Origin of the sequence: Serratia sp. C2(1) (assembly GCF_036352655.1) — a bacterium.
In the GTDB taxonomy this organism is placed as follows: domain Bacteria; phylum Pseudomonadota; class Gammaproteobacteria; order Enterobacterales; family Enterobacteriaceae; genus Serratia; species Serratia inhibens.
On the sequence record NZ_JAZFBA010000004.1, the window covers coordinates 274,818 to 301,330 of the forward strand.

Here is a 26,513-nt window from a genome sequence, read left to right on the forward strand (position 1 = left end):
CAAGGAGTCCGCAATGAAGAAAACAGCCGCAGTTATTTCTGCTCTGATGCTAACGTTTACCCTGGCCGCATGTTCCAGCAATTACGTAATGCATACCAATGATGGACGCACCATTGTCGCTGACGGAAAACCAAAGGTGGATAACGACACAGGCATGATCAGCTATAAAGACGCCAACGGCGTTGAACAGCAGATCAACCGTTCAGACGTGAAAGAGATGGTTGAAAGCAACCAGTAACCTCGTCAAAAAACGGGCAAAAAAAAGCACCGCAAATATTGCGGTGCTGCATAAAATCACTATGGACAGACAGGGTAAATGTACAGGAAGTGAAAAAACAGTAGCTTAGCTACCATGTCTGGATTGCCAGACAATTTGCAAACACAACATCACAACCACAAGCCAAAAGTTCATCGGCGTCCTCGACACCCACTCCCTTTTCGTTCCGGCCCGGGAAGTGCCGCCACTATAGGTATTTGCTGGCGCATGCTCAACGGACAATTTATAATGGCTCGGATTAAAAAAACTAATGATAGCGGTTTGCTGTCGTGGACCTGTAAGTTGGTACACAACGCCGCCTGATTTTTTATGCCGAATCATTCGGAATATTGTTACACAAAAGTAGCTAATAAATGTCTAAACGCTTACCACCTCTCAATGCGCTGCGGGTCTTCGACGCGGCTGCCCGCCACCTGAGTTTCACCAAAGCGGCAGAAGAGTTGTTCGTTACCCAGGCCGCCGTGAGCCACCAGATCAAGTCTCTGGAGGACTTCCTCGGCCTGAAACTGTTTCGGCGGCGCAATCGTTCGCTGCTGTTGACGGAAGAAGGGCAAAGTTATTACCTGGATATCAAGGAAATCTTCTCTTCGATCACCGAGGCTACCCGCAAGTTGCAGGCGCGGAGTGCCAAGGGGGCATTGACCGTCAGTTTGCCCCCGAGTTTCGCCATTCAGTGGTTGGTGCCGCGGCTCTCTGGCTTTAACTCAGCTTATCCGGGGATCGACGTGCGTATCCAGGCTGTGGACCGCGAGGAAGATAAGCTGGCGGATGATGTCGATGTGGCGATTTTCTATGGCCGCGGCAACTGGCCAGGCGTGCGCGCCGAGCGTTTATATGCGGAATATCTGTTGCCGGTGTGTTCACCCAGCCTGCTGACCGGGGAACATGCGTTAAAAGTGACGGACGATCTGGCTTATCACACGCTACTGCACGATACTTCACGCCGCGATTGGCTGGCCTATACGCGTCAGTTGGGATTGCAGCACATTAATGTGCAACAGGGGCCGATTTTCAGCCACAGCGCAATGGTGGTTCAGGCTGCGGTTCATGGTCAGGGAGTCGCACTGGTGAACAACGTTATGGCGCAGACCGAAATCGAAGCCGGGCGGCTGGTTTGCCCGTTTAACGATGTGCTGGTCAGTAAAAACGCTTTTTATCTGGTATGCCATGACAGCCAGGCAGAACTGGGTAAAATAGCCGCCTTTCGTCAGTGGATCCTGGCTCGGGCAGCCAGCGAGCAGGAGAAATTCCGCTTTCGCTATGAACAATAAGGCTGGCCGCCGCTCTGCCGCAGCCGGTTTTCTTCAATAAGGTAAATAACGATGAGCAGTCGCTCAATGCTGATTTTTGCTGCTATCAGCGGCTTTGTATTTGTTGCCCTGGGTGCGTTTGGCGCACATGTATTAAGCGGCACGCTGGGCGCTAACGAGATGGCCTGGATCCGCACCGGGCTGGATTATCAAGGGTTCCATACCCTGGCGATCCTGGTGCTGGCGGTGGCGATGCAACGCCGCGTCAGCCTGTGGTTTTATTGGAGCGGGGCGCTGTTGGCGCTCGGCACCGTACTGTTCAGCGGCAGTCTGTACTGTCTGGCGCTGTCGCACCTGAAGGTTTGGGTCTATATCACGCCGGTTGGCGGCGTGTGCTTCCTGATCGGTTGGGCATTGATGTTGATTGGCGCTTTGCGTCTGAGGAAAAAGGCCGAGCGCCATGAATAAGCTTGCGTTGTATTGCCGTCCTGGTTTTGAAAAAGAGTGTGCGGCGGAAATTACCGCCAAGGCTGCCGAGCTGGAAGTCTTTGGTTTTGCCCGGGTAAAAGATAACAGCGGCTACGTGCTGTTCGAGTGCTATCAGCCGGATGACGCCGACCGCCTGGCGCGGGAAATCCCGTTCCGTGAACTGATTTTTGCCCGTCAGATGCTGGTGGTTGGCGAGCTGCTGCGCGACCTCCCGCCGGAAGATCGTGTGTCACCGATTGTCGGCATGCTGATTGGCGTGGTCGATCGCGGCGGCGAGCTGCGAGTGGAAGTGCCGGACACCAACGAAAGCAAAGAGCTGATGAAGTTCTGCCGTAAACTGACCGTGCCGCTGCGTGCCGCAATGCGTGAGCAAAAGGTGCTGATGGCGCGCGAGAACGCGACCCGTCCGGTGGTTCACGTGTTCTTTATCGCACCGGGTTGCTGCTATGTCGGCTACTCCTTCAGCAACAACAATTCGCCGTTCTATATGGGTATTCCGCGCCTCAAGTTCCCATCTGACGCGCCGAGCCGCTCTACGCTGAAACTGGAAGAGGCGTTCCACGTGTTCATTCCTGCCGATGAGTGGGACGAACGTTTGAGCAGTGGTATGCATGCGGTCGATCTGGGGGCTTGTCCGGGCGGTTGGACCTATCAACTGGTGCAACGCAGCATGATGGTGCATGCGGTGGATAACGGGCTGATGGCGCAGAGCCTGATGGATACCGGGCAGGTTACGCATCACCGCGCCGACGGTTTCAAATACGAACCGAGCAGCAGCAAGATTTACTGGCTGGTGTGCGACATGGTGGAGAAACCGGCCAAGGTGACCAGCCTGATGATCCAGTGGTTGGTCAAAGGTTGGTGCCGTGAGGCGATTTTCAACCTGAAGCTGCCGATGAAAAAACGTTACGAAGAGGTTTCGCAGAATCTGCAGACCATCAAGGAAGCGTTGGACGCGGTTGGCATCAGTTCAGAAATTCATGCCAAACAGCTGTATCACGATCGTGAAGAAGTCACGGTACATGTGCGCCGTATGTGGTCGGCGGTGCCGGGGCGTCGCGACGAGCGCGAATAATTGACCGGGCGCTGCTTGCAGTGCCTTTAGCTAACCGGTAACCGCAGCTGCTGCAGGTTACCGGTTAACGTCAAATCGGTGCGCAGCGTGGCGACCTTTTTACTGACGTAAGCCATGTCGCGGTGTTGTTGCAACTTGCCGCGCCATTTTTCCGCCACCTGTTCCAGATCCTGATACAGCCCATCCAACGTACCTGCCTGTTGTAACAACAATACCGCCGTTTTCGGCCCGATACCGGCCACGCCAGGGATTTTACTGCTGCTTATTCCTGCCAGCCCCCAGTAATCCGCCAATTGCTGCGGTGCTACCCCGAACTCCTGCTGCACAAAGGGCATGTCCAGCCAGCGTTTCTGGAAGTAATCGCGGATCTGTACGCTGGGCGCCAACAGTTGGCAATAGCCTTTGTCGGTAGACACTATCGTCACCTGATGGCCGCCGCCGGCGACCTTGGCCGTCAGCGTTGCCGCCAGATCGTCCGCCTCATTGCTTGGCGAATGCCAACAGGCGACGCCGAGCGCTTCGAATGCCTGCCGCAGCTGTGGCATTTCCTGCTGTAAGTTTTCCGGCATCGGCGAGCGTCCGGCTTTGTAGTCGGGCAGAATTTGGTGACGCCAGCTTTCACTGCGGTCATCTTCGTCGAACACCGCCACCGCGTGGGTTGGCCGGCTGTGCTGGATCAACTGTTGCAGCGCATGCTGGCAGGCATTCACGCAGGGAGAACCCTGCACGGCGTGGATGCGGCGAATTAAGTTCAGGGCGTCAACAATCAGTAGGTGTATAGGCATTTATTCGTCGTCTTTCAAGCCGCAGCGTTGTTGACTTCACGTATCCACCTCAGTTTCTGCAGGGGGCGAATATATTCGCCCCGACCAATACGGGCACTGCATATAGTGCCCCTGCAACACCTGAGTACGTTTGCCGCCTGGCTGCAACTTGAAATCCAGAGAGGAGAGGCGGAGTAAAGTCAGATAGATAAAAGAAGGGCGGCTTTTAGCCGCCCGGAGATATCAGGCTACGATTTCATAGCAGGGAACATAGGCGCTGCCCGGTAGCTTCATGCGGTGCTGAGCGACAAAGCCCTGCAACAGGCTGTCCATTTGTTTCATCATCTGCGGTTCGCCGTGCAGCTTGTACGGGCCGAATTGCTCGATGGCATGAATGCCATTTTCCTTCACGTTGCCGGCCACAATGCCGGAGAACGCGCGGCGCAGCGCAGCGGCCAGCTGTTCGGCCGGCTGGTTCGGATACAGATTGAGATTCGCCATGTTTTCGTGACTCGGCTCAAACGGCAGTTGCAGATCGGGTGCGATGCGGATCGACCAGTTAAAACTGTAAGCATCACCGGTGTTGCGACGATTCTCTTTCACCAGCGGCATGGCTTTTTTCATCTGTCGTGCCACTTCGGCCGGATCGTCGATGATGATGGTGTAATGACGACGCGCTTCATCACCCAAGGTATTCATAATGAACTCGTCCAGCACGCGGAAGTAATCTGCGCTCTCTTTCGGCCCGGTGAGGATCAGCGGCAATACCTGTTCGCTGTTTTCCGGATTCATCAAAATACCCAGCAAGTACAGCAGCTCTTCAGCCGTGCCGACGCCACCCGGGAAAATGATGATACCATGGGCGATACGTACAAAGGCTTCCAGACGTTTTTCGATGTCCGGCATGATCACCAGCTCATTGACCAGCGGGTTAGGCGGCTCGGCGGCGATGATCGACGGTTCGGTCATGCCGATAAAACGGCTGTTGCGGTAGCGCTGTTGCGCATGGCCCACAGCGGCGCCTTTCATCGGCGCTTCCATCGCTCCCGGCCCACAGCCGGTGCAGATATTCAGCTCGCGCAGGCCAAGCTGGCTGCCGACCTTACGGGCATACAGGTATTCGTTTTCATTGATGGAGTGGCCGCCCCAGCACACCACCAAATTCGGATCTTCATCGAGATGCAGTGCACGGGCGTTGCGCAGGATGGAGAATACCAGGTTGGTGATGTGCGCCGAATTTTCCAGGTTCAGATGCTGGAAACGACCGGCGCTGTCGATCTGGCCGTGAACGAACAGGATATCGCGCAGCACGGCAAACAGGTTGGCCTGCAGAGAGCGGATAATTCTGCCGTCGACAAAGGCGTCTTCCGGCGGATTAACCAACTCGAGTTTGACCCCGCGCTCACGGCGCAGGACATTGATGTCAAAGGTTTCATAGCGCGAAAGCAGCTGCTTGCTGTTGTCGGTTTGGCTGCCGGAATTCAACACGGCCAGCGAACAGTTGCGGAACAAACGGTACAGATCGCTGCTGGCGGTGCGCTTCAGCATGTCTACTTCCAGCTGCGACAGCAAATCCATAGAGCCAAGCGGGCTGATGTGTGTAATCAAGGTAACTCCTTTGCACCCGAAACGGGGCAGTAGTAATCCATACGCAGCAGAACAGCATCTCGTTATTGTTAGCGCACTGCGGTCAATGACTGGCCGCAGCCTTTCTTAACCTTACCGCCGTCCCCTGATTTTTACCAATACAAACCGCTCGTTAGCTTAGTTGTTGAGCAATGCTTCGCACTATTGGCGCGCCAGACGGCCATGCGACGGAACAAAGTCAAGGTTACTGCGCCAGGGATTGATGTCCAGCCCGCCGCGACGGGTGTAGCGGGCATACACCGACAGGCTTTCTGGCCGGCAATAGCGCATCAGATCGTTGAAGATGCGCTCGACGCACTGTTCGTGAAATTCATTGTGATGACGGAAGGACACCAGATAGCGCAGCAGCGCTTCACGATCGATTTGCGCGCCACGATACTGGATTTGCACCGATCCCCAGTCGGGTTGGTTGGTGATCAGGCAGTTTGACTTCAGCAGATGGCTGACCAGCTGCTCTTCAACCTGACGGGTGCCGGTGGCGTTCAGCAGGTAATCGGCGTTGAACTCGTAGTTATCGATACGGATGTTTTGATGATCGATGCACTCTCCGTCCAACCGGGCGATCGGGCTGCCTTCCACCTGATCGAGGCTGAACAAGGCGACGCTGACGTCGCCCTGCGCACAGGCGGAAAGATCGCGTTGCAGCGTGCTGCGCACGGTCTCCCAATCCGTAAATGGGGTCTGGTTAAAGCTGTTGAGGTAAAGCTTGAAACTTTTGGATTCAATCAGGTTGATGCTGTTGGCGTTGAGGCTAATCTCGCCCACCGCGACCTGCGGCAAGCCGTTGCCGTTCAACCAGGAAAGCTCATACAGCGTCCAGATATCGGCACCGTGGAACGGCAGGCTGTCCGGATACAAACCCAGCGGTTCACGGTTCATGCTGCGCGGCACCGCCTGCAGCAGCTGAGCGTCGTAGCGATCGCGGTACGCGGTAGGTTTTCCCAGCGTCAGTGCCGACAGGGCGTGATGGTCTTGATAGGAGGACATCTGCTGTCACCTCGGTGATAGATAGGTACAATAGCCTCCAGTTTACCGTATGCGAGAAGAAATATGGACCATGATGTACCGCACGCCCTGCGTGAATTCACCCAGCGCTATGTCGAGCTTTGGCAGCAGGAGCGCGGTCATGCGCCGGCGAGCCAGGATTTGTACGCTGTACCCTCACCTTGCATTGTAGAAAACCGCGATGATGAAGTGTTGTGGTTGCCGCAGCCGTTCACCCCGGCGGCGACGCTGGAAAAGGTGGAAGCCGCGCTCGAGTTGCGGTTGCAGCCAGATATTGGCCTGTTTTATACCCAGCAGTATGCGGGGGATATGAGAGCGCAATTTGGTGAGCATGATATAACCTTGTTGCAGGTGTGGAGCGCAGACGATTTTATTCGCTTGCAAGAGAATTTGATCGGCCATCTGGTGACGCAAAAACGCCTTAAGCTGTCGCCGACGCTATTCCTGGCAACTACTGAATCAGAGATGACTATGGTCTCGCTGTGCAACGTCAGCGGCAATGTCGTACTGGAACAATTCGGCAGCGATAAACGCACCTTGCTGGCGGCTTCGCTGGGGAATTTCCTCGATGCATTGCGCCCGCTGCTGAGTGTTTGACGCCGTACCGGGCATTGTCCGTGTGCGAGATCTCTCACACAGGCTGTGAGAGATCGCTTTTAATTTTTCCCGGCTGACGGCTTCAGTTGGGTTTATTGTTATCCAGATCAATTGGTTAGATTTGCTTTAGGATAACTCTTAGCGTTAATTTCCCGTCATCCCTGTGCCAACCCTTGTGAAGCCGGGATAATTAAGCGATCTTATGGTTACCGGAACGGATACGGTGGAGCAGGAAAGCGTCAGGATGATGCAGCTTCAGGACGAAGAAATGGACGCGCTCAGTGAAGAGCGAAGGACGGCGTCAGGAGATGCCTAGGATGTTTCAGGATTGAAACCAGGGACACCTCCAGGATGGAGATTGAGAGCCGGCACAGGATGGTTGGCGGGTCATGAAGACTAAGGAACCGCGTCAGGATGATGCTGCAGGATAGAGCAAGGATGGTTGGGTCAGGATGGCCGCAGGAAAAGTTTTCAAGGATTGAGCAGGGAGCACACTGTGTAGCGGGACAGCTATAAAACGAACCGGGGGCACTGTTAACACAGTGCCCCCAACTTTTTATGGCAGTTTGTCCCTTAAGTATCAAGGATACTTAACCCATCTCGAACTCTTCGGCATTGTTAACCAATAGCTCCCAGCGTATCGCCATTGCTCTGCTTTTTCGGCAGCAGGAACAGCGTGGCGTAAATATCCAATAGATATATCGCCGCCAGCAGGCTGATTGCCGCAGTGAAGGAAACCTGCGTAACCAATGCCCCAATCACCAATGGCCCCAGCCCGCCTACGCCGCGCCCGAGATTAAACAGAATATTTTGTGCGGTAGCGCGTGCCTGGACCGGATAAGTATCGGAGATCAACGCGCCGTAGCCGCCAATCATGCCATTGACGAATAACCCCATTAGCGCGCCGGCGAACAACATCAACATAGGGTCGCTAAGTTGCGCATAGACCACGACCATTACCACTGCGCCGATCTGATAGACAACGAATATCTTCCAGCGGGCGAAGCGATCGGCCAAGACGCCAAACAGCCAGATGCCCAGTGTCATGCCGAGCACCGTTACCGCGGTCCACAAGCCAGACTTGGTCAGTGAAAAACCGAAATTTTTTGCCAGATAGGTCGGCATCCAAATCATCAGCCCGTAATAGCCGAAGTTCTGTACTGAGCACAGAATAAAAATGCCGATGCTGGCTTTGCTGGTGGCCCGGTCTTTAAACAGCAGCTTTACACGCTGGGTAAAGGAGAGCTGCTGGCCACTATTTTGCTGGCGCACGAACTCTTCCGGTTCGCCCAGCGTGCGGCGGATCAGGAATGACGCCATTGCCGGCAGCAACCCAACCAGAAACATGCCGCGCCAGCCGATATGCGTCAACAACAGTGGCGTGAGGAAAGCTGCCGCCAGTACGCCAAGCTGCCAGCCCATGCCAACATAAGCAGAGGCGCGGTTGCGTTTTTCCGCCGGCCAGGCTTCGGCAATCAGCGCCATGCCGATACCGAACTCACCCCCCAACCCGATCCCCGCCAGCGTGCGATAGGCGAGTAAATCCCAGTAGCCCTGCGCCAGAGCGCACAGGCCGGTAAACAGGGAGAACATCAGGATGGTGATGGTCAGGACCCGGATGCGACCAAAGCGATCGCTGAGGTGGCCGAAAATCACGCCACCCAATACGGCGCCGATCAGCGTCCAGGTAACCAGCGAGCCGGCTGCGGAAGAGCTTAGACCCAGTTCGATGCTGATGGCTGGCAGCATAAAGCCGAGGATCAGCAGATCAAAGCCGTCCATCGCGTAGCCGGTGACCGAAGCCAGCATGGCTTTGCCGGGCGTAGCATGATTTCTTATTGGTGTGATTGCGGGCATGTGTCTAATCTTTGCGGTTTATTCGGTGAGCTCATTGTGCCGTGTGGCGGCGGGCGTCACCAGAACAAATCGGTCGATATCACCAACCCAGCCGAATTTGGGCTATAAAGGGTAAAATGCTATGCTTTGCCGCCTTTCAGCCGCGCCGCTGAATATCATGGTTTAAACAGATCGGGAATGCAGATGAGTATACAAAATCAGGTTCGCCTTAGTTTGCAGGCGATTGAACAGTCAATGCGAGAGCTGGCGCTGTGGCAAGCCACACCGCCTGAGCCTGAAGCCTTCGCCAGCACCGAACCCTTCTGCGTAGACAGCATGCTGGCCGAAGAGTGGCTGCAATGGGTATTTCTGCCGCGGATGTACGCGCTACTGGATGCCCATGCGCCACTGCCGACGCGTTTCGCCATTACGCCTTACTTTGAAGAGGCGCTGAAAGATAAGGATCCGAACTGCATGCCGCTGCTGGTGCTGCTGGAACGTTTGGATCTTATGTTGAATAAAGAACCGCAATAATGATTGAGATCCTTTACCAGGATGAGCACTTGGTGGCGGTGAACAAGCCGTCGGGCTGGCTGGTGCATCGCAGTTGGCTGGACCGTCATGAAACCCGGTTTATGATGCAGACGGTGCGTGACCAGATAGGCCAGCACGTATTTACCGTGCATCGCCTCGACCGTCCGACCTCCGGCGTGCTGTTGATGGCGCTGTCCAGCGAAGTGGCGCGCCTGCTGTCGCAGCAGTTCGAGCAACACCAAGTGCAGAAAACCTATCATGCGGTGGTGCGTGGCTACGTGCAGGAAGGGGCAACTCTCGACTATCCGTTGACGGAAGAACTGGACAAAATCGCCGATAAGCATGCCGCCGTCGATAAAGGCCCGCAGCCGGCGGTCACCCATTACCGGCCGCTGGCACAGGTGGAGATGCCGGTGGCCATTGGCCGTTATGACAGCGCGCGCTACAGCCTGCTGGAGCTGAAGCCGGAAAACGGCCGTAAGCATCAGTTGCGTCGCCATATGGTGCATCTTCGTCATCCGATCATTGGTGACAGTAAGCACGGCGACCTGCGCCAGAACCGCGGCATGGCCCAGCACTTCGGCTGCCCGCGCTTGATGCTGCACGCCAGCCACCTGCTGTTGAACCACCCTGTGACCGGTGAGCCATTATCTCTTTTTGCACGCTGGGACGAACCCTGGCAGGGCGTCATGTCGCAGTTTGGCTGGGCAGGGCGTTTCTCCGAGCTCGCCGGGGTTGAGTTTAGTGCGGCTAACGGTCAGGATAACGGGTAATTTTTAAAGGTAATTGAGGGAGTAGGGGCAATGGCTCAGGTTGGAATCTTCGTGGGAACGGTCTACGGCAATTCATTGCTGGTGGCGGAAGAGGCGGAAAATATCCTTAGTGAGCAGGGACATGAAGTCAAAGTGTTTGAGGAGGGGACGCTTGAGGCCTGGCAATTCTACCGCCAGCACCATGTGTTGGTGGTCACCTCCACCACCGGCCAAGGCGATTTGCCGGACAGCATTGCGCCTCTGTTTCATGCCATCCGCGATCAAATCGGCTACCAGCCGGAACTGCGCTATGGGTTGATTTCACTCGGTGACAGCAGCTACGACAATTTCTGCGGTGCCGGGCGTGCTTTTGACGCACTGTTGCAAGAGCAGGGGGCAACCCGCGTGGGTGAGGTGTTGGAGATCGATGCGATGGAACAGCCCGAGCCGGAAGTGGTTTCCTGCCCGTGGGTTGAGCAATGGGGCTCGTTGCTGAAATAATTTCCCCGTCGCCTTTCAAGCTGCAGCGTTGTTGGTTGCAACTTGAAATTCATCGGGTAAAAAAGAGTCACGCTTGTGGGCCGGGTGAACCGGCCCTGAGCTTATTTTCCGCGGGTCAGTTTTTCCAGATCGGATTCGATCTCGGCAATTTTGTGGGAGACCACACCTTCCAGATGACGCAGGTCATCAAGAATTTTGCGTTTCAGATCCACTTCAACCTGATCGCGCTGGCATAGCTGATCCAGTTCATCAATGACGTAACGCAGGTTCGGGTTGATCTCGTGAATTTCTTTGTAACCCTGGCCGGCGTTATCCGCCACTACGGTTTTGCGTTGGCGCGGGTATTTGAACTTCACGCTCTTGGCAAAGAATTCGCCCTTATCCTTGCGGAAGTAAATCTTAAGAATGTCGTTATTGGCCTCCTGACGCAGGCTATAGCGATCGACATCTTCCGGTTGATTGATTCCCAAGCTTTTCAGGTTGTCATACATAATAGCGCCACCTTATAAATAGACTTTATTCCACGGTCTGGGATTATGGCGAAAAACCGTGCCAGAGACTGTGACTGCTCGCGTACTGAAGACAAAAAAATAGCGGGTTAATCACCCGCTATTTTAATTTAGTCGATGGTGCGCAATAACTCATTAATGCCGACTTTACTGCGGGTCTTGGCGTCGACTTTCTTGACGATGACCGCGCAGTACAGGCTGTAAGAACCGTCTTTGGACGGCAGGTTGCCTGAAACCACTACCGAGCCGGCTGGAACGCGGCCGTAATGCACTTCGCCGGTTTCACGGTCATAAATGCGAGTGCTTTGGCCGAGGTAAACGCCCATGGAAATCACGGAGCCTTCTTCGACGATAACGCCTTCAACCACTTCTGAACGCGCGCCGATGAAGCAGTTGTCTTCAATGATGGTCGGGTTGGCCTGCAGCGGCTCCAGTACGCCACCGATGCCGACGCCGCCGGACAGGTGAACGTTTTTGCCGATCTGCGCGCAGGAACCCACTGTAGCCCAGGTATCGACCATGCTGCCTTCGTCAACGTAAGCGCCGATATTCACGTAGGACGGCATCAATACGGTGTTGCGTGCGATGAATGCGCCCTGGCGAACGGTCGCCGGCGGCACCACGCGGAAACCTTCTTTCTGGAACCGCGCTTCGTCGTAATCAGCAAACTTCATCGGCACTTTGTCGTAATAACGGGTTTCGGCACCGTCCATCACTTTGTTGTCGTTGATGCGGAAAGAAAGCAGCACGGCCTTTTTCAGCCACTGATGCGTTACCCACTGACCGTCAATCTTCTCGGCAACGCGCAGGGCGCCGCTGTCCAGCAGGCCGATCACCTGGTTTACCGCTTCGCGCGTTACGGTGTCTACGTTCGCCGGGGTGATATCCGCGCGGCGTTCGAAGGCGCTTTCAATAACGTTTTGTAATTGCTGCATGCTGTTCTCTGTCCTGATGTTGTTGTCTACGAAAAGGTTACTTGTATCACATTTTATCGTTTGGATTGAGGGCCTCTGTCAACCGTTGTTCCAACTTTCTGCGCGTTTCCGGATTAAGGGCGCGCCGATCGCTGTCGGCCAGAATAAATAAGTCCTCAACTCGCTCGCCAATGGTGGAAATGCGCGCGCCGTGCAGCGACAGGCCGAGATCGGCGAACACTTCGCCCACCCGCGCCAGCAGGCCGGGCTGGTCAAGTGCGGTCAGTTCCAGATAGCTGCGGCGATCGGTATGCGTCGGCAGGAAGTTGACTTCGGTCGGCACGCTGAAATGGCGTAACTTGGAGGACGGCCGGCGCACGCGCGGCGGCTGATATTCCCGCTGGGTGATGGTCTGAACCAGCGCGTGGCGGATCGCCGCGTGGCGGTCCTGAGCCAGCGGGCTGCCGTCCGGTTCGAGCACGATGAAGGTATCCATCGCCATGCCGTCGCGGTTAGTGAAAATCTGCGCGTCATGCACGCTCAGGTTACGGCGATCCATCTCACCGGCCACGGCGGCAAAAAGGTAAGGGCGGTCCGGGCTCCAGATGAAGATTTCGGTGCCGCCGCGCGTCGCCTGACGGCTGACCAGGACCAGCGGTTTGGTGGAGTCATGGGCCAGCAGATGGCGGGCGTGCCAGGCCAGTTGATTGGGCGAGTGGCGCAGGAAATAATCGGCCCGGCATCGGCTCCAGATGCGGTGCAGCGCCTCTTCATCGATATTATCCATGCGCAGCAACGCCAGCGCCTGCAGGCGGTGGTGGCGTACGCGTTCGCGCAAGTCGGGGCTGTTTTGCATGCCGCGACGCAACTGCTTTTCCGTTGCGAAGTACAGCTCACGCAACAGGCTCTGTTTCCAGCTGTTCCACAGGGTTTCGTTGGTGGCGCAGATATCGGCCACCGTCAGGCAAACCAGATAGCGCAGGCGGGTTTCGCTCTGCACCTCAGCGCTGAATTGCTGGATAACCGTGGGGTCTTGAATATCGCGGCGCTGGGCGGTCACCGACATCAGCAAATGGCAGCGCACCAGCCAGGCCACCAATTGAGCCTCACGCGAATTCAGGCCGTGCAGTTCGGCGAACTCCAGCGCATCCTGTGCGCCGAGGAGCGAGTGGTCACCGCCGCGGCCTTTGGCGATATCGTGGAACAGCGCCGCCAGCAGCAGAAGCTCTGGGTTCGGCAGGCGCGGATAGAGCTCCACACACAGCGGATGGCGTGGCCGCGTTTCTGCGTCGGCGAAGCTTTCCAGTTTTTGCAATACGCGGATGGTGTGTTCGTCGACGGTATAGGCGTGGAACAGATCGAACTGCATTTGCCCGACGATCTTGCCCCACTGCGGCATATAGGCCCACAGCACGCTGTGGCGGTGCATCGGCACCAGCGCGCGCGCGACAGCGCCCGGATGGCGCAGAATGGCCATAAACAGATCGCGCGCCTCTGGAATGTTGCACAGTGGCTGCTTCAGATGGCGGCGCGCATGGCGCAACTGACGTACGGTGGTGGAGTAAATGCCCTTGATTTCGCGGTTGCGCACCATCAGGTAAAACATCCGCATGATAGCTTCCGGCTGGCGGATGAACAGCGTTTCGTCACGCAGATCGATTAGATCGCCGCGCAGCTGGAAATCCTCGTTCAGAGGGCGTGGCTTTTCCGTGGCGTCCAATGCCAGTATCGCTTCGTCGAACAATTGGAGCAGCATGTGATTCAGTTCGCCGACGCGGCGCGTCATGCGGTAGAAATCCTTCATCATGCGTTCAACCGGTTCGTTGCCCTCACCCTCATAACGCAACAATTGCGCCACATTGAGTTGGCGATCGAACAACAGCCGGTTGTCGTAACGCGGCAGCACCAGATGCAGGGCGAAGCGGATGCGCCACAGGAAGCTCTGGCATTCATTGAGCTCGTTGCGTTCGGCCTGAGTGAGGAAGCCGAAACCGACCATTTCGTCCAGCGAGGTGGCGCCGAAGTGACGGCGCGCTACCCACAGTAAGGTGTGAATATCCCGCAGGCCGCCGGGGCTGCTTTTAATATCGGGTTCCAGATTGTAGCTGGTGCCATGGTAACGCTGATGGCGTTCCTGCTGCTCAGCCACTTTGGCGTGGAAAAATTGAGGAGAGGGCCAGAAACCGTCGCTGAAAATGTGTTTTTGCATTTGCAGGAACAGCGCGACATCGCCGCAGATCATGCGCGACTCAATCAGGTTGGTGGCCACGCTCAGATCCGCCAGCCCTTCAAGCAAGCACTCTTCCAGCGTGCGTACGCTGTGGCCCACTTCCAGTTTCAGATCCCACAGCAGGGTGATAAATTCCCCTACGCGCTGCGACTGTTGTTCACTCAGGCGGCGCTGGCTGAGTACCAGCACGTCGATGTCTGAAAGCGGGTGCAGCTCGCCGCGGCCATAGCCGCCGACTGCCACCAGAGCGGTTTCCGGGATATCCTCGAAACCATAAAAAATCCACAGACGACGCAGCAGGCGATCGATAAAATCGCTGCGGGCCGCGACTAGGCTTTCGGCGCTGGAGCCGGCGTTGAACGCGGCCGCCAGCCACAGCTGAAATTGCTCAAGGCGTTGTTTCAGCGCGCCGCAATTAATATCTTCATCACCGTAGGCATTGGGATACTCAGGCTGCTTCGGCACGGCCTGTTGCTCAATGACCGAGTGGCTCTGTTCGCGAAAATTTTCAGACATAGTACGCAGCCCATAAAAAAGGCCGGCAAAAGCCGGCCTGTGACATCATGCATCGCGGCAGAACGCCGCGGCGCTTACATCTCGTGCGTAATGATGTTGGGGATGGTGTCATCCTTGCGCAACGTCATTATCTCGCAGCCGTTATCTGTGACCACAATAGTATGCTCATACTGCGCCGACAAGCTGCGATCTTTAGTTTTTACCGTCCAGCCGTCTTTCATGGTGCGGATGCGGTAGTCGCCGGCATTGACCATGGGTTCGATGGTGAACGCCATGCCGGCCTGCAGCACCACGCCGCCGTCATCGGCGTCATAGTGCAGCACCTGCGGTTCTTCGTGGAACACTTCGCCGATGCCATGACCGCAGTATTCGCGCACTACGGAAAACTTCTCGGCTTCGACGAATTTCTGGATCTCTTTGCCCAGGGTGCGAAGGCGGATGCCCGGCTTCACCATTTTCAGCGCCAGATACAGGCTTTCCTGGGTGACGCGACACAGTCGCTCGCCCAGAATAGTCGGTTTGCCGACGATGAACATCTTGGAGGTATCGCCGTGGAAGCCGTCTTTAATGACGGTCACGTCGATATTGACGATATCGCCGTCCTTCAACGCTTTGTCATCGCTCGGGATGCCGTGGCACACCACTTCGTTCACCGAGATGCAGACGGATTTCGGGAAGCCGTGATAGCCGAGGCAGGCGGAGATGGCCTGTTGCTCGTTGGTAATGTACTCGTGACAGATACGGTCCAGTTCGCCGGTGGTCACGCCAGGTTTGACGTGCGGCTCGATGATCTCCAGCACTTCGGCGGCCAGACGGCCTGCCACGCGCATTTTTTGGATGTCATCAGGTGTTTTAATTGAGATTGCCATGAAATTCGTCCGCAGGTGTCGTGCTCGCCGACAACAGAAAGAAATAAGAAGCAGTCTCTTATGGTATCAGCCCGGCCAGAGGCTGCCAAATTTGATTTCTCGGCGGCCCGAGGGACGCAACTAAAGTTGGTGTCGGTGACGGGTTTATGGTATAAAGCGCGCCGGCGATCCGTAAGTTGGTCCTTGTGACGATAACGGAAAAAGCCGAAAATACTTTAACTGCACTCACATTGTGTAAATAACACACACGTATCGGCACATTCGCCGGGGTGCCCTGAGGTGATTTATCACCGCCGGGGTCGGCGTTATGGGATACGTGGAGGCATAACCCCAACTAATCTATAGAGGTTTAATCATGGCAACTGTTTCCATGCGCGACATGCTCCAGGCCGGTGTACACTTTGGTCACCAGACCCGTTACTGGAACCCGAAAATGAAGCCTTTCATCTTCGGCGCACGTAACAAGGTTCACATCATCAACCTGGAAAAAACCGTACCAATGGCCAACGCAGCACTGGCTGAACTGACCAAGATCTCTTCCCGTAAAGGTAAGATCCTGTTCGTTGGTACCAAGCGCGCAGCAAGCGAAGCGGTAAAAGAATATGCTAACAACTGCGATCAGTTCTTCGTGAACCATCGCTGGTTGGGCGGCATGCTGACTAACTGGAAAACCGTTCGTCAGTCAATCAAGCGTTTGAAAGATCTGGAAATCCAGTCTCAAGATGGCACCTTTGACAAGCTGACCAAGAAAGAGGCGCTGATGCGTACTCGCGAACTGGCCAAGCTGGAAAACTCTCTGGGTGGTATCAAGGACATGGGTGGTCTGCCTGACGCTCTGTTCGTAATCGATGCAGATCACGAACACATCGCGATCAAAGAAGCCAACAACCTGGGTATCCCGGTATTCTCTATCGTTGATACCAACTCTGATCCAGACGGCGTTGACTTCATCATCCCTGGTAACGACGATGCAATCCGTGCAATCAAATTGTACCTGACTGCCGTTGCTGCCGCCGTCCGTGAAGGTCGTTCTCAAGATCTGGCCGTTCAGGCGGAAGAAAGCTTCGTAGAAGCTGAATAATAAGGCAAGCTCGTCACAGAGCCCTTATTAACCAGGTATTGAATATGTTGGTTAGAGGGGCCTAAATAGGCCCCTTTTGCTTATCTGAATGAGAACTGTCTCCGTGCGAGATAACCGAGGAAAAAGAAATGGCTGATATTACCGCTGCCCTGGTAAAAGAACTGCGCGAGCGTACTGGCGCTGGCATGATGGATTGTAAAAAAGCGCTGGTCGAATCTAACGGCGACATCGAGCTGGCGATCGAAAACATGCGTAAATCCGGTGCGATCAAAGCAGCGAAAAAAGCAGGCAACGTAGCTGCTGACGGCGTGATCAAAACCAAGATCGAAGGCAACTACGGCGTGATCGTAGAAGTTAACTGCCAGACTGACTTCGTTGCTAAAGATGCCGGTTTCCAGGCGTTCGCTGACAAAGTGCTGGACGCTGCTGTTGCAGGCAAAATCACTGATGTTGACGTCTTGAAAGCACAGTTCGAAGAAGAACGTGTCGCACTGGTTGCAAAAATCGGCGAGAACATCAACATCCGTCGCGTAGCTTCCCTGGAAGGCGAAGTGCTGGGCAGCTACCTGCACGGCGCACGCATCGGCGTTCTGATTGCCGCTAAAGGCGCTGACGAAGAACTGGTTAAGCAAATTGCCATGCACGTTGCGGCTAGCAAACCTGAATTCGTGAAGCCTGAAGACGTGTCTGCTGAAGTGGTAGAAAAAGAGTACCAGGTTCAGTTGGACATCGCCATGCAGTCTGGCAAGCCGAAAGAAATCGCAGAGAAAATGGTTGAAGGCCGCATGAAGAAATTCACCGGCGAAGTTTCTCTGACCGGTCAACCTTTCGTTATCGAGCCAAGCAAGACCGTTGGCCAAGTGCTGAAAGAGCACAACGCTGACGTTGTTAACTTCATCCGCTTCGAAGTGGGCGAAGGCATCGAGAAAGTTGAAAATGACTTTGCTGCTGAAGTTGCAGCAATGAGCAAACAGTCTTAATGACTGTTAATGGAGCCGCCATCTGGCGGTTCCATTTTATCCAGCCAGAATTACACCGGTGGCAGGCCCTGTGGCGCTATACTCAGCACAGGCGCGCTTCATCGGCTGAAATCCCCAATACTAATACTGCTTCTTAGGACAGAACACCATGGCAACCAATGCAAAACCCGTATATCAGCGTATTCTGCTCAAACTGAGTGGCGAAGCCCTGCAAGGCGCAGAAGGTTTTGGTATCGACGCCAGCGTTTTGGATCGTATGGCTCAGGAAGTTAAAGAGCTGGTCGAACTGGGAATTCAGGTCGGTGTAGTGATTGGCGGCGGTAACCTGTTCCGCGGCGCGGGTCTGGCGCAGGCCGGAATGAACCGCGTAGTGGGCGACCACATGGGAATGCTGGCTACCGTGATGAACGGCCTGGCTATGCGTGATGCACTGCACCGTGCCTATGTGAACGCCCGCCTGATGTCGGCCATTCCGTTGAACGGCGTGTGCGACAACTACAGCTGGGCCGAGGCAATCAGCCTGCTGCGTAATAACCGCGTGGTCATCTTCTCTGCCGGTACCGGTAACCCGTTCTTCACCACCGACTCAGCGGCTTGCCTGCGTGGGATTGAGATTGAAGCCGACGTGGTACTGAAAGCGACCAAAGTCGATGGCGTATACTCCGCCGATCCGGTTAAAAACCCGGATGCGACGCTGTACGAACATATAACCTATCAGGACGTGCTTGAGCGCGAGCTGAAAGTGATGGACCTGGCGGCGTTTACGCTGGCCCGCGATCACGGTCTGCCGATCCGCGTATTCAACATGAACAAACCGGGCGCGTTGCGCCGCGTAGTGATGGGTGAAAACGAAGGTACGCTGATCAGCAAATAAAGCTGTTCTGCCAAATTTAGCGGGAGCGGATAACGCCGTGCGTTGAGCGCTTTCCTCAAGTAAAATTCACGGGCTATACTGATGTATAGCCTGCCAAGTAACCCGTTTCTAAAGGTTCGCAACGTGATTAATGAAATCAGAAAAGATGCTGATTCACGCATGGAAAAAAGCGTAGAAGCATTCAAAAACCAAATCAGCAAAATCCGTACCGGCCGTGCTTCTCCAAGCATCCTGGACGGCATCATGGTGGAATACTATGGTTCTGCTACGCCGCTGCGTCAGCTGGCTAACGTGACCGTAGAAGACTCCCGCACCCTGGCCATCAACTTGTTTGATCGTTCCCTGGGTTCCGCGGTAGAAAAAGCCATCATGTCTTCAGACCTCGGCCTGAACCCAAGTTCAGCAGGTAGCGTGATCCGCGTTCCGCTTCCTCCTCTGACCGAAGAACGCCGTAAAGATCTGATTAAAGTTGTGCGCAACGAAGCCGAGCAGGGCCGTGTAGCCGTGCGTAACGTTCGCCGCGACGCCAACGACAAAGTTAAAGCGCTGCTGAAAGACAAAGAAATCAGCGAAGACGAAGATCGTCGTTCACAGGAAGATGTTCAAAAACTGACCGATGCTTACATCAAACTTCTGGATGCCGCTCTGGCGGATAAAGAAAAAGAGCTGATGGATTTCTAATCAGCATCGCGCAGAAAAAAGCGTCGCCTGGGCGGCGCTTTGTTTTTTGTGGCGCAGATCCCGTTTCATCGTACTGATTGATCATGGACAAGCGGTGGCCAAGGTTACACACTGGAACACCTCCGATCTCATCAGACAGTTATTCAGAGTGAACTCATGAAGCAACTGACTATTCTTGGTTCCACCGGCTCAGTGGGAACCAGCACCCTGGCCGTGGTCAGGGAAAATCCCGACCGTTTTGCGATTAAAGCGCTGGTTGCAGGCCGCAATGTAGCGGTGATGGCGCAACAGTGTATGGAGTTTCGCCCAGCTTATGCTGCGATGGCGGACGAAGGCGCTGCGCGAGAACTGCGCGCCGTACTGGCGGAAAACGGCGTTGGCACTGAGGTGCTGGCGGGTGAACAGGCCGCCTGTGAGTTGGCGGCGCTGGATGATGTCGATCAGGTCACTGCGGCTATTGTTGGCGCTGCCGGGCTGCTGCCGACGCTGGCGGCGATCCGCGCCGGCAAGCAGGTATTGCTGGCGAACAAAGAGTCGCTGGTGACCTGTGGTCGGCTGTTTATGGACGCGGTACAAAAGAGCCAGGCACAATTATTGCCGCTGGACAGCGAGCATAACGCGATTTTTCAGAGTTTGCCTGAAAGCATTCAGCGTCAGTTGGGATACTCTTCATTAGTTGAACATGGTGTTTCGCGCATTGTGCTTACCGGTTCTGGCGGTCCGTTCCGCACTACGCCGTTGGATCAGTTTGCCACAATGACGCCGGACCAGGCTTGCGCCCATCCTAATTGGTCAATGGGGCGCAAGATCTCGGTGGATTCCGCCACCATGATGAACAAAGGACTGGAATATATTGAGGCACGTTGGTTGTTCAACGCTTCGGCTGAACAAATGGAAGTGATTCTGCACCCGCAGTCGGTGATTCACTCAATGGTGCGCTATGCTGATGGCAGCGTGTTGGCCCAGTTGGGCACGCCGGATATGCGTACGCCGATCGCCCATGCGATGGCTTACCCGCAGCGGGTCAACTCTGGCGTGGAAGCGCTGGATTTCTGCCGTATCGGTTCGTTGACCTTTGCCGAACCTGAGCGGGAGCGTTACCCCTGCCTTTATCTGGCGATTGACGCCTTTGATGCCGGCCAGGCGGCAACTACCGCGCTGAATGCGGCTAACGAAGTGGCCGTTGCGTCCTTCCTGCAAGAGCAGATTCGCTTTACCGATATCGCGGCAGTGAACCAAAAAGTAGTCGAACGGTTGTCTTTGCAGGAACCGTCCTGCATTGATGAGGTCTTAGACATAGATCGTCGGGCCCGTGAAGTTGCCGTTGGGATTGTGAAGTCACTGCGTGGTTGATACCGGCTATTATCCTATTTTGTTCGTAAATTACGCGTGCCGCAGTGGGGCTGTTTGTTCATGCCCGGCTGAGGTGGTATAGTCTGCGCCACCTGTCAGCGGTTATACCGTTGAATTATGGCCTGATTGGCATCTCGGATGCCGATAGCACCCCGGATATCACCGGGTGTGCGGAGGCAGACTGAAAAGCCGTGTCGGGCACACGGCTTTTTTTGCGCGTAAGGGCCTGATGTTCCGGAAGGGCAGTTGTATTTCTATTGAGGAAATAAGTACGAGTTATGTCGTCCGCAAATCAACAAGAGGCTAATCCGTCCGTCTTTGGGCCACGACATGTCGCCATTATTATGGACGGCAACGGGCGCTGGGCTAAACGTCAGGGCAAGTTACGTGTCTTCGGTCATAAAGCAGGGGTGAAATCGGTACGTCGCGCGGTCAGTTTTGCCGCCAACAACCATTTAGATGCACTCACGCTTTATGCCTTCAGCAGCGAGAACTGGAATCGTCCGGTACAGGAAGTCTCCGCGCTAATGGAGCTCTTTGTCCGTGCCTTGGATAGTGAAGTAAAAAGCCTGCATAAACATAACGTCAGACTGCGGGTGATCGGCGACATCAGCCGTTTCAGCACGCGTTTGCAGGAGCGGATCCGTCGCTCTGAGCAACTGACAGAAAATAACGATGGCCTGACACTCAACATCGCCGCCAACTACGGTGGCCGTTGGGATATCATTCAGGGAGTAAGGGGTCTGGCTGAGCAGGTGCAGGGTGGTTTGCTGCGTCCGGATCAAATCAGCGAAGAGTTATTGGGCGAGCGGGTCTGCATGAACGATTTGGCACCGGTGGATCTGGTTATCCGCACCGGTGGCGAACACCGCATCAGTAACTTCTTGCTGTGGCAAATTGCTTATGCCGAGCTTTACTTTACTGATGTACTCTGGCCTGATTTTGATGAACTTGTCTTTGAAGGTGCGCTGAATGCATTTGCACAACGTGAGCGTCGCTTCGGGGGAACAACACCTAACGGCGCCGATGCGTCCTAGGGGGAACTTTTGCTGAAGTATCGCCTCATAACTGCTCTGATCTTGATTCCGATTGTTATCGCGGCGCTGTTTTTGCTGCCGCCGGTGGGCTTTGCCCTGGTAACGCTCGTTGTGTGCATGTTAGCTGCCTGGGAGTGGGGCCAACTGGCCGGTTTTACTTCCCGCTCGCAGCGCATCTGGTTGGCGATACTGTGTGGTTTCCTGCTGGCTCTGATGATGCTCAGTATTCCAGCCTATCACCAGTCGGTCGATTTGCCTCAGGTGGGCGGGCCGCTCTGGCTGTCACTGGTCTGGTGGCTGGCGGCGCTGCTGCTGGTGTTGTTTTATCCCGGCTCCGCTGCGCTGTGGCGTAATTCACGCCCGATTCGTCTGCTCTTTGGCCTGTTGACCATTGTGCCTTTCTTTTGGGGCATGCTGGCATTGCGTCAATTCGGTTACGAACAAAATCACTTCACCGGGGCCTGGTGGCTGCTGTATGTGATGCTGCTGGTCTGGGGCGCGGATTCTGGCGCTTATATGTTCGGCAAGCTGTTTGGCAAGCACAAGCTGGCGCCGAAGGTTTCTCCGGGGAAAACCTGGGAAGGATTAATCGGCGGTCTGGTTACCTCGGCATTGATATCCTGGCTGTTTGGCCGTTACGCACCGTTGAATGTGGTGCCGGCAACCTTATTGATTTGTTCGGTGATCGCCGCGTTGGCCTCAGTGCTGGGCGACCTTACCGAGAGCATGTTCAAACGCGAAGCGGGTATCAAAGACAGTGGTCATCTGATCCCGGGTCATGGCGGAATACTCGATCGTATCGACAGCCTGACCGCAGCAGTGCCTGTATTTGCCTGCCTGATGCTGTTAGTGTTTTAATCCGTCAACGGCGGGGAGTGAAGGGATTATGGTTAGCGTGCTCTGGAACTTAGTCGCATTTCTTGTTGCGCTCGGTGTTTTAATCACCGTGCATGAGTTCGGGCACTTTTGGGTTGCCCGTCGCTGCGGTGTCCGTGTAGAACGCTTCTCCATTGGCTTTGGCCGCGCATTATGGCGGCGCACAGACCGCCAGGGTACCGAGTATGTGATTGCCCTGATCCCGCTGGGCGGTTATGTGAAGATGCTCGATGAGCGGGTTGATTCGGTTGCGCCGGAACTCCGTCATCAGGCGTTTAACAATAAAACCGTATGGCAACGCGCAGCTATTATCAGTGCGGGCCCCATCGCCAACTTCCTGTTTGCTATCCTTGCTTATTGGCTGGTGTTCATTATCGGTGTGCCCAGTTTTCGTCCGGTGATTGGTGAAATATCACCACAATCGATTGCCGCACAAGCCGAAATTTCGCCCGGAATGGAACTAAAGTCCGTTGATGGCATCGAAACGCCTGATTGGGAGTCAGTTCGTTTGGCTCTGGTGGCGAAGATTGGCGACGCGGAAACCGAAGTGGGTATCGCTCCGTTCGGTTCTTCGCAGGTGGTGACTAAAACCCTGGATTTACGCCAGTGGAATTTTGAGCCTGATAAGCAAGATCCCGTGGTAGCGCTGGGTATTATTCCACGCGGCCCACAGATAGAATCAGTTCTTGCCGAAGTGCAGCCGGATTCGGCGGCGCAAAAGGCGGGTTTGCAAGCGGGAGACAGGATCGTTAAAGTCGATGGTCAGCTGTTGGGCCGTTGGCAAACGTTGGTCAAGCGGATCCACGATGGTCCTGGGCAACCGCTGGTTTTAGAGATTGAAAGAAACGGCGCCCCCTTGTCTTTGACGCTGATACCGGATACAAAGCCGGTGGGAAAAGACAAAAGCGTGGGGTTTGCGGGCATCATTCCGAAAGTGCTGCCGCTGCCGGCCGAGTATAGGACGATTCGTCAGTATGGACCTTTCCCGGCGCTGTATCAGGCCGGGGACAAGACTTGGCAGCTAATGCGGCTTACGGTCAACATGCTGGGTAAATTAATAACCGGTGATGTAAAGCTGAACAACCTGAGTGGCCCGATTTCGATTGCACAGGGAGCAGGAGCGTCAGCTGGGGTCGGGTTTGTGTATTATTTGATGTTTCTCGCGTTGATTAGTGTCAACCTGGGTATCATCAACCTGTTCCCATTACCGGTGTTAGATGGTGGGCATCTCCTCTTCCTGGCGATAGAAAAGCTGAAGGGTGGGCCGGTTTCCGAGCGAGTACAGGACTACAGTTACCGCATTGGTTCGATCGTGTTGGTGCTTTTAATGGGTCTTGCACTTTTCAATGATTTTTCTCGTCTTTAGGGGCGAGGATAGGTTAGGAAGAACGCATAACAACGATGGCGATGAAAAAGTTGCTCATAGCGTCGCTGCTGTTTGGCAGCGCCACCGTATACGGTGCAGACGGGTTCGTAGTGAAGGATATTCATTTCGAAGGCCTGCAGCGAGTCGCCGTCGGTGCGGCGTTACTCAACATGCCGGTTCGCGTAGGCGATACCGTCACTGACGATGATATCAGTAATACCATCCGTGCCTTGTTTGCCACTGGCAACTTCGAGGACGTTCGCGTGCTGCGCGATGGTAATACGCTGATTGTTCAGGTTAAGGAACGTCCTACCATTGCCAGCATCACTTTCTCCGGCAACAAGTCGGTGAAGGATGACATGCTCAAGCAAAACCTGGAGGCCTCTGGCGTTCGGGTTGGCGAGGCGCTCGACCGCACCACGATTTCCAGCATTGAAAAAGGGTTGGAAGACTTCTACTACAGCGTCGGCAAATACAGTGCTTCGGTGAAAGCCGTAGTCACGCCATTGCCGCGTAACCGTGTCGACCTGAAACTGGTGTTCACGGAAGGGGTTTCCGCCAAGATTCAACAAATCAACATTGTCGGCAACCATGCCTTCACTAACGATGAGCTGATTTCACGCTTCCAACTGCGTGATGAAGTACCGTGGTGGAACGTGGTTGGCGATCGCAAATACCAGAAGCAAAAGCTGGCGGGCGATCTGGAAACCCTGCGCAGTTTCTATCTGGACCGCGGCTATGCACGCTTCAATATCGATTCGACTCAGGTCAGCCTGACGCCGGACAAAAAAGGCATCTACATCACCATCAATATCACCGAAGGTGAGCAGTATAAGCTCAGCGGCGTGATGGTGAACGGCAATCTGGCCGGGCACTCGGCGGAAGTCGCTCAGTTGACCAAGATCGAACCGGGTGAACTGTATAACGGCAGTAAAGTGACCAAAATGGAAGACAACATCAAAACGATGTTGGGCCGTTATGGTTATGCTTACCCACGAGTGGCCACTCAGCCTGAGATCAACGACGCGGATAAAACCGTCAAGTTGCACGTGAATATCGATGCGGGTAACCGCTTCTACGTGCGCCGTATCAAGTTTGAAGGCAACGATACCAGTAAAGACTCCGTACTGCGCCGTGAAATGCGTCAGATGGAAGGTGCTTGGCTGGGCAACGCTCAGGTTGAGCAGGGTAAAGAACGTCTGAACCGTTTGGGCTATTTTGAAACGGTTGATGTGGAAACCCAGCGCGTGCCGGGTACCGCCGATCAGGTCGACGTCACCTACAAAGTGAAAGAGCGCAACACCGGTACCTTCAACTTCGGCGTCGGTTACGGCACCGAGAGCGGTGTCAGCTTCCAGGCTGGCGTGCAGCAGGACAACTGGCTGGGTACCGGTTACTCCGTCGGCATCAGCGGCACCAAGAACGACTACCAGACGTACACCGAGCTGTCGGTAACCAACCCATACTTCACCGTTGACGGTGTTAGCCTGGGTGGCCGTATCTTCTACAACGACTTTAAAGCGGATGATGCGGACCTGTCCGACTATACCAACAAGAGTTACGGTATAGACGGTACTTTGGGCTTCCCGATCAACGAAAACAACTCGTTGCGCACCGGCCTGGGTTATGTCCACAACGGTCTGTCGAACATGCAGCCACAGATCGCCATGTGGCGTTATCTGGACTCGATGGGTCTGAACCCGAACACTACCGATCGCGCCAGCTATTCTGCCGATGATTTCACGCTGAATCTGGGTTGGACCTATAACAACCTTGACCGTGGTTATTTCCCAACCTCGGGTAACCGCACTACGCTGAATGGTAAAGTCACCATTCCGGGGTCGGATAACGAATACTACAAGATGACGCTGGACAGCGTGCAATACGTGCCGATCAACGACGACCGTACCTGGGTGCTGTTGGGGCGTGGTCGTCTGGGCTATGCCGATGGTCTGGGCGGTAAAGAGATGCCGTTCTACGAGAACTTCTATGCCGGCGGCTCAAGCACAGTTCGTGGTTTCGGGTCTAATACCATTGGTCCGAAAGCGGTGTACTACAACTCCAGTTCGTACAACTGCTCCAACAGTACCACTATTTGTAATTCGGATGATGCAGTGGGTGGTAACGCCATGGCGGTTGCCAGTATGGAGCTGATCACGCCAACGCCATTTATCAGCGAAAAATACGCCAATTCAGTGCGTACCTCGCTGTTCATGGATGCAGGCACCGTGTGGGATACCAACTGGGATAACAGCAAGACGCAAGGCTTCGACATTCCAGACTACAGTAAAGCGAGCAATATCCGCGTTTCTGCCGGTATTGCCTTGCAATGGATGTCACCGCTGGGCCCGTTGGTGTTCTCTTATGCCAATCCGCTCAAGAAATACGAAGGCGACAAGTCCGAACAGTTCCAGTTTAACATTGGCAAGACCTGGTAACAGGTCCCGCTTCTGGGTATAGCAGTTATTAAGAATCGCAAATGCCAGATGCCCGTAAGAAC

At 54.9% G+C, this 26,513-nt stretch carries 25 protein-coding genes; 17 read left to right on the forward strand and 8 right to left on the reverse strand.

Annotated elements, in window-relative coordinates; all coding sequences use genetic code 11:
• Positions 1-13 precede the first annotated feature (13 nt).
• The 4 genes from V2S86_RS21010 (at position 14) to rlmM (ending at position 3,091) form a co-directional block, all read left to right on the forward strand.
• A complete protein-coding gene (locus tag V2S86_RS21010) occupies positions 14-238 on the forward strand; it encodes a YgdI/YgdR family lipoprotein (protein WP_004952250.1) in 225 nt (74 codons plus the stop codon).
• 392 nt (positions 239-630) lie between these two features.
• A complete protein-coding gene (locus V2S86_RS21015) occupies positions 631-1,548 on the forward strand; it encodes a transcriptional regulator GcvA (RefSeq protein WP_212557527.1) in 918 nt (305 codons plus the stop codon).
• A gap of 51 nt (positions 1,549-1,599) precedes the next feature.
• Positions 1,600-1,995: a DUF423 domain-containing protein gene (locus tag V2S86_RS21020; RefSeq protein ID WP_212557528.1), complete on the forward strand. Its 396-nt coding sequence runs from the start codon at positions 1,600-1,602 to the stop codon at positions 1,993-1,995.
• On the forward strand, positions 1,988-3,091 hold the full coding sequence (gene rlmM, locus V2S86_RS21025; RefSeq protein WP_013814279.1) for a 23S rRNA (cytidine(2498)-2'-O)-methyltransferase RlmM: 1,104 nt from the start codon (positions 1,988-1,990) through the stop codon (positions 3,089-3,091). The genes V2S86_RS21020 and rlmM overlap by 8 nt, the downstream gene beginning before the upstream one ends.
• A gap of 26 nt (positions 3,092-3,117) precedes the next feature.
• Here the strand turns inward: rlmM and xni are convergent, their stop codons facing one another.
• From xni to queF, 3 genes are all read right to left on the reverse strand, one after another.
• Complete coding sequence (gene xni, locus V2S86_RS21030) at positions 3,118-3,876, reverse strand: flap endonuclease Xni (protein WP_330763999.1); 759 nt, start codon at positions 3,874-3,876, stop codon at positions 3,118-3,120.
• A 222-nt stretch (positions 3,877-4,098) separates the two neighbouring features.
• Positions 4,099-5,463, reverse strand: a complete 1,365-nt coding sequence (gene ppnN, locus V2S86_RS21035; protein ID WP_126528656.1) for a nucleotide 5'-monophosphate nucleosidase PpnN — start codon at positions 5,461-5,463, stop codon at positions 4,099-4,101.
• 180 nt (positions 5,464-5,643) lie between these two features.
• On the reverse strand, positions 5,644-6,489 hold the full coding sequence (gene queF / locus V2S86_RS21040; RefSeq protein WP_330764000.1) for an NADPH-dependent 7-cyano-7-deazaguanine reductase QueF: 846 nt from the start codon (positions 6,487-6,489) through the stop codon (positions 5,644-5,646).
• Positions 6,490-6,552: 63 nt separating this feature from the next.
• Between queF and syd the strand changes: the two genes are divergently transcribed.
• The gene (gene syd, locus V2S86_RS21045; protein WP_330764001.1) at positions 6,553-7,104 is read left to right on the forward strand and encodes a SecY-interacting protein; all 552 of its coding nucleotides are present in this window, start codon (positions 6,553-6,555) and stop codon (positions 7,102-7,104) included.
• 618 nt (positions 7,105-7,722) lie between these two features.
• Here syd and V2S86_RS21050 read toward each other — a convergent pair.
• The gene (locus V2S86_RS21050; protein ID WP_330764002.1) at positions 7,723-8,961 is read right to left on the reverse strand and encodes an MFS transporter; all 1,239 of its coding nucleotides are present in this window, start codon (positions 8,959-8,961) and stop codon (positions 7,723-7,725) included.
• Between the two features lie 183 nt (positions 8,962-9,144).
• On the opposite strand from V2S86_RS21050, the gene V2S86_RS21055 reads away from it, so the two are divergent.
• Genes V2S86_RS21055 through V2S86_RS21065 form a run of 3 tightly spaced genes read left to right on the forward strand, consistent with a single transcriptional unit; the run spans position 9,145 to position 10,727 of the window.
• Complete coding sequence (locus tag V2S86_RS21055) at positions 9,145-9,474, forward strand: YqcC family protein (RefSeq protein ID WP_164713346.1); 330 nt, start codon at positions 9,145-9,147, stop codon at positions 9,472-9,474.
• Complete coding sequence (gene truC / locus V2S86_RS21060; RefSeq protein WP_330764003.1) at positions 9,474-10,247, forward strand: tRNA pseudouridine(65) synthase TruC; 774 nt, start codon at positions 9,474-9,476, stop codon at positions 10,245-10,247. Before V2S86_RS21055 ends, truC begins: the two co-directional genes overlap by 1 nt.
• Positions 10,248-10,277: 30 nt before the next feature.
• Positions 10,278-10,727 carry a flavodoxin gene (locus V2S86_RS21065; protein WP_330764004.1) on the forward strand — a complete coding sequence of 150 codons (450 nt, stop codon included), beginning with the start codon at positions 10,278-10,280 and terminating at the stop codon, positions 10,725-10,727.
• Positions 10,728-10,828: 101 nt separating this feature from the next.
• Here the strand turns inward: V2S86_RS21065 and V2S86_RS21070 are convergent, their stop codons facing one another.
• The 4 genes from V2S86_RS21070 to map form a co-directional block, all read right to left on the reverse strand.
• Entirely contained in the window at positions 10,829-11,218 is a 390-nt protein-coding gene (locus V2S86_RS21070) for a DUF3461 family protein (RefSeq protein ID WP_006318690.1), read from the reverse strand.
• A 128-nt stretch (positions 11,219-11,346) separates the two neighbouring features.
• On the reverse strand, positions 11,347-12,171 hold the full coding sequence (gene dapD / locus V2S86_RS21075) for a 2,3,4,5-tetrahydropyridine-2,6-dicarboxylate N-succinyltransferase (RefSeq protein WP_004952232.1): 825 nt from the start codon (positions 12,169-12,171) through the stop codon (positions 11,347-11,349).
• A 46-nt stretch (positions 12,172-12,217) separates the two neighbouring features.
• Positions 12,218-14,896 (reverse strand): bifunctional uridylyltransferase/uridylyl-removing protein GlnD, encoded by a 2,679-nt coding sequence (glnD, locus tag V2S86_RS21080; RefSeq protein ID WP_330764005.1) that lies wholly within the window; start codon positions 14,894-14,896, stop codon positions 12,218-12,220.
• A gap of 74 nt (positions 14,897-14,970) precedes the next feature.
• Positions 14,971-15,765, reverse strand: coding sequence for a type I methionyl aminopeptidase (gene map / locus V2S86_RS21085; RefSeq protein ID WP_006318688.1), 795 nt, complete (start codon positions 15,763-15,765; stop codon positions 14,971-14,973).
• A gap of 355 nt (positions 15,766-16,120) precedes the next feature.
• On the opposite strand from map, the gene rpsB reads away from it, so the two are divergent.
• The 9 genes from rpsB (at position 16,121) to bamA (ending at position 26,451) form a co-directional block, all read left to right on the forward strand.
• Positions 16,121-16,846: a 30S ribosomal protein S2 gene (gene rpsB, locus V2S86_RS21090; protein ID WP_004952226.1), complete on the forward strand. Its 726-nt coding sequence runs from the start codon at positions 16,121-16,123 to the stop codon at positions 16,844-16,846.
• Between the two features lie 128 nt (positions 16,847-16,974).
• Positions 16,975-17,826, forward strand: coding sequence for a translation elongation factor Ts (gene tsf, locus V2S86_RS21095; RefSeq protein ID WP_004952224.1), 852 nt, complete (start codon positions 16,975-16,977; stop codon positions 17,824-17,826).
• A 148-nt stretch (positions 17,827-17,974) separates the two neighbouring features.
• Complete coding sequence (gene pyrH, locus V2S86_RS21100; protein WP_004952223.1) at positions 17,975-18,700, forward strand: UMP kinase; 726 nt, start codon at positions 17,975-17,977, stop codon at positions 18,698-18,700.
• A gap of 123 nt (positions 18,701-18,823) precedes the next feature.
• Positions 18,824-19,381: a ribosome recycling factor gene (frr, locus tag V2S86_RS21105; protein WP_006318684.1), complete on the forward strand. Its 558-nt coding sequence runs from the start codon at positions 18,824-18,826 to the stop codon at positions 19,379-19,381.
• A gap of 156 nt (positions 19,382-19,537) precedes the next feature.
• Positions 19,538-20,734, forward strand: a complete 1,197-nt coding sequence (gene ispC, locus V2S86_RS21110) for a 1-deoxy-D-xylulose-5-phosphate reductoisomerase (RefSeq protein WP_330764006.1) — start codon at positions 19,538-19,540, stop codon at positions 20,732-20,734.
• Between the two features lie 278 nt (positions 20,735-21,012).
• Positions 21,013-21,771 carry a (2E,6E)-farnesyl-diphosphate-specific ditrans,polycis-undecaprenyl-diphosphate synthase gene (gene ispU / locus V2S86_RS21115; RefSeq protein WP_006318680.1) on the forward strand — a complete coding sequence of 253 codons (759 nt, stop codon included), beginning with the start codon at positions 21,013-21,015 and terminating at the stop codon, positions 21,769-21,771.
• A gap of 9 nt (positions 21,772-21,780) precedes the next feature.
• Complete coding sequence (gene cdsA, locus V2S86_RS21120) at positions 21,781-22,629, forward strand: phosphatidate cytidylyltransferase (protein WP_330764007.1); 849 nt, start codon at positions 21,781-21,783, stop codon at positions 22,627-22,629.
• A 28-nt stretch (positions 22,630-22,657) separates the two neighbouring features.
• Entirely contained in the window at positions 22,658-24,013 is a 1,356-nt protein-coding gene (gene rseP / locus V2S86_RS21125) for a sigma E protease regulator RseP (RefSeq protein WP_006318678.1), read from the forward strand.
• 35 nt (positions 24,014-24,048) lie between these two features.
• A complete protein-coding gene (gene bamA / locus V2S86_RS21130; RefSeq protein WP_330764008.1) occupies positions 24,049-26,451 on the forward strand; it encodes an outer membrane protein assembly factor BamA in 2,403 nt (800 codons plus the stop codon).
• The last annotated feature ends 62 nt before the right edge of the window (positions 26,452-26,513 follow it).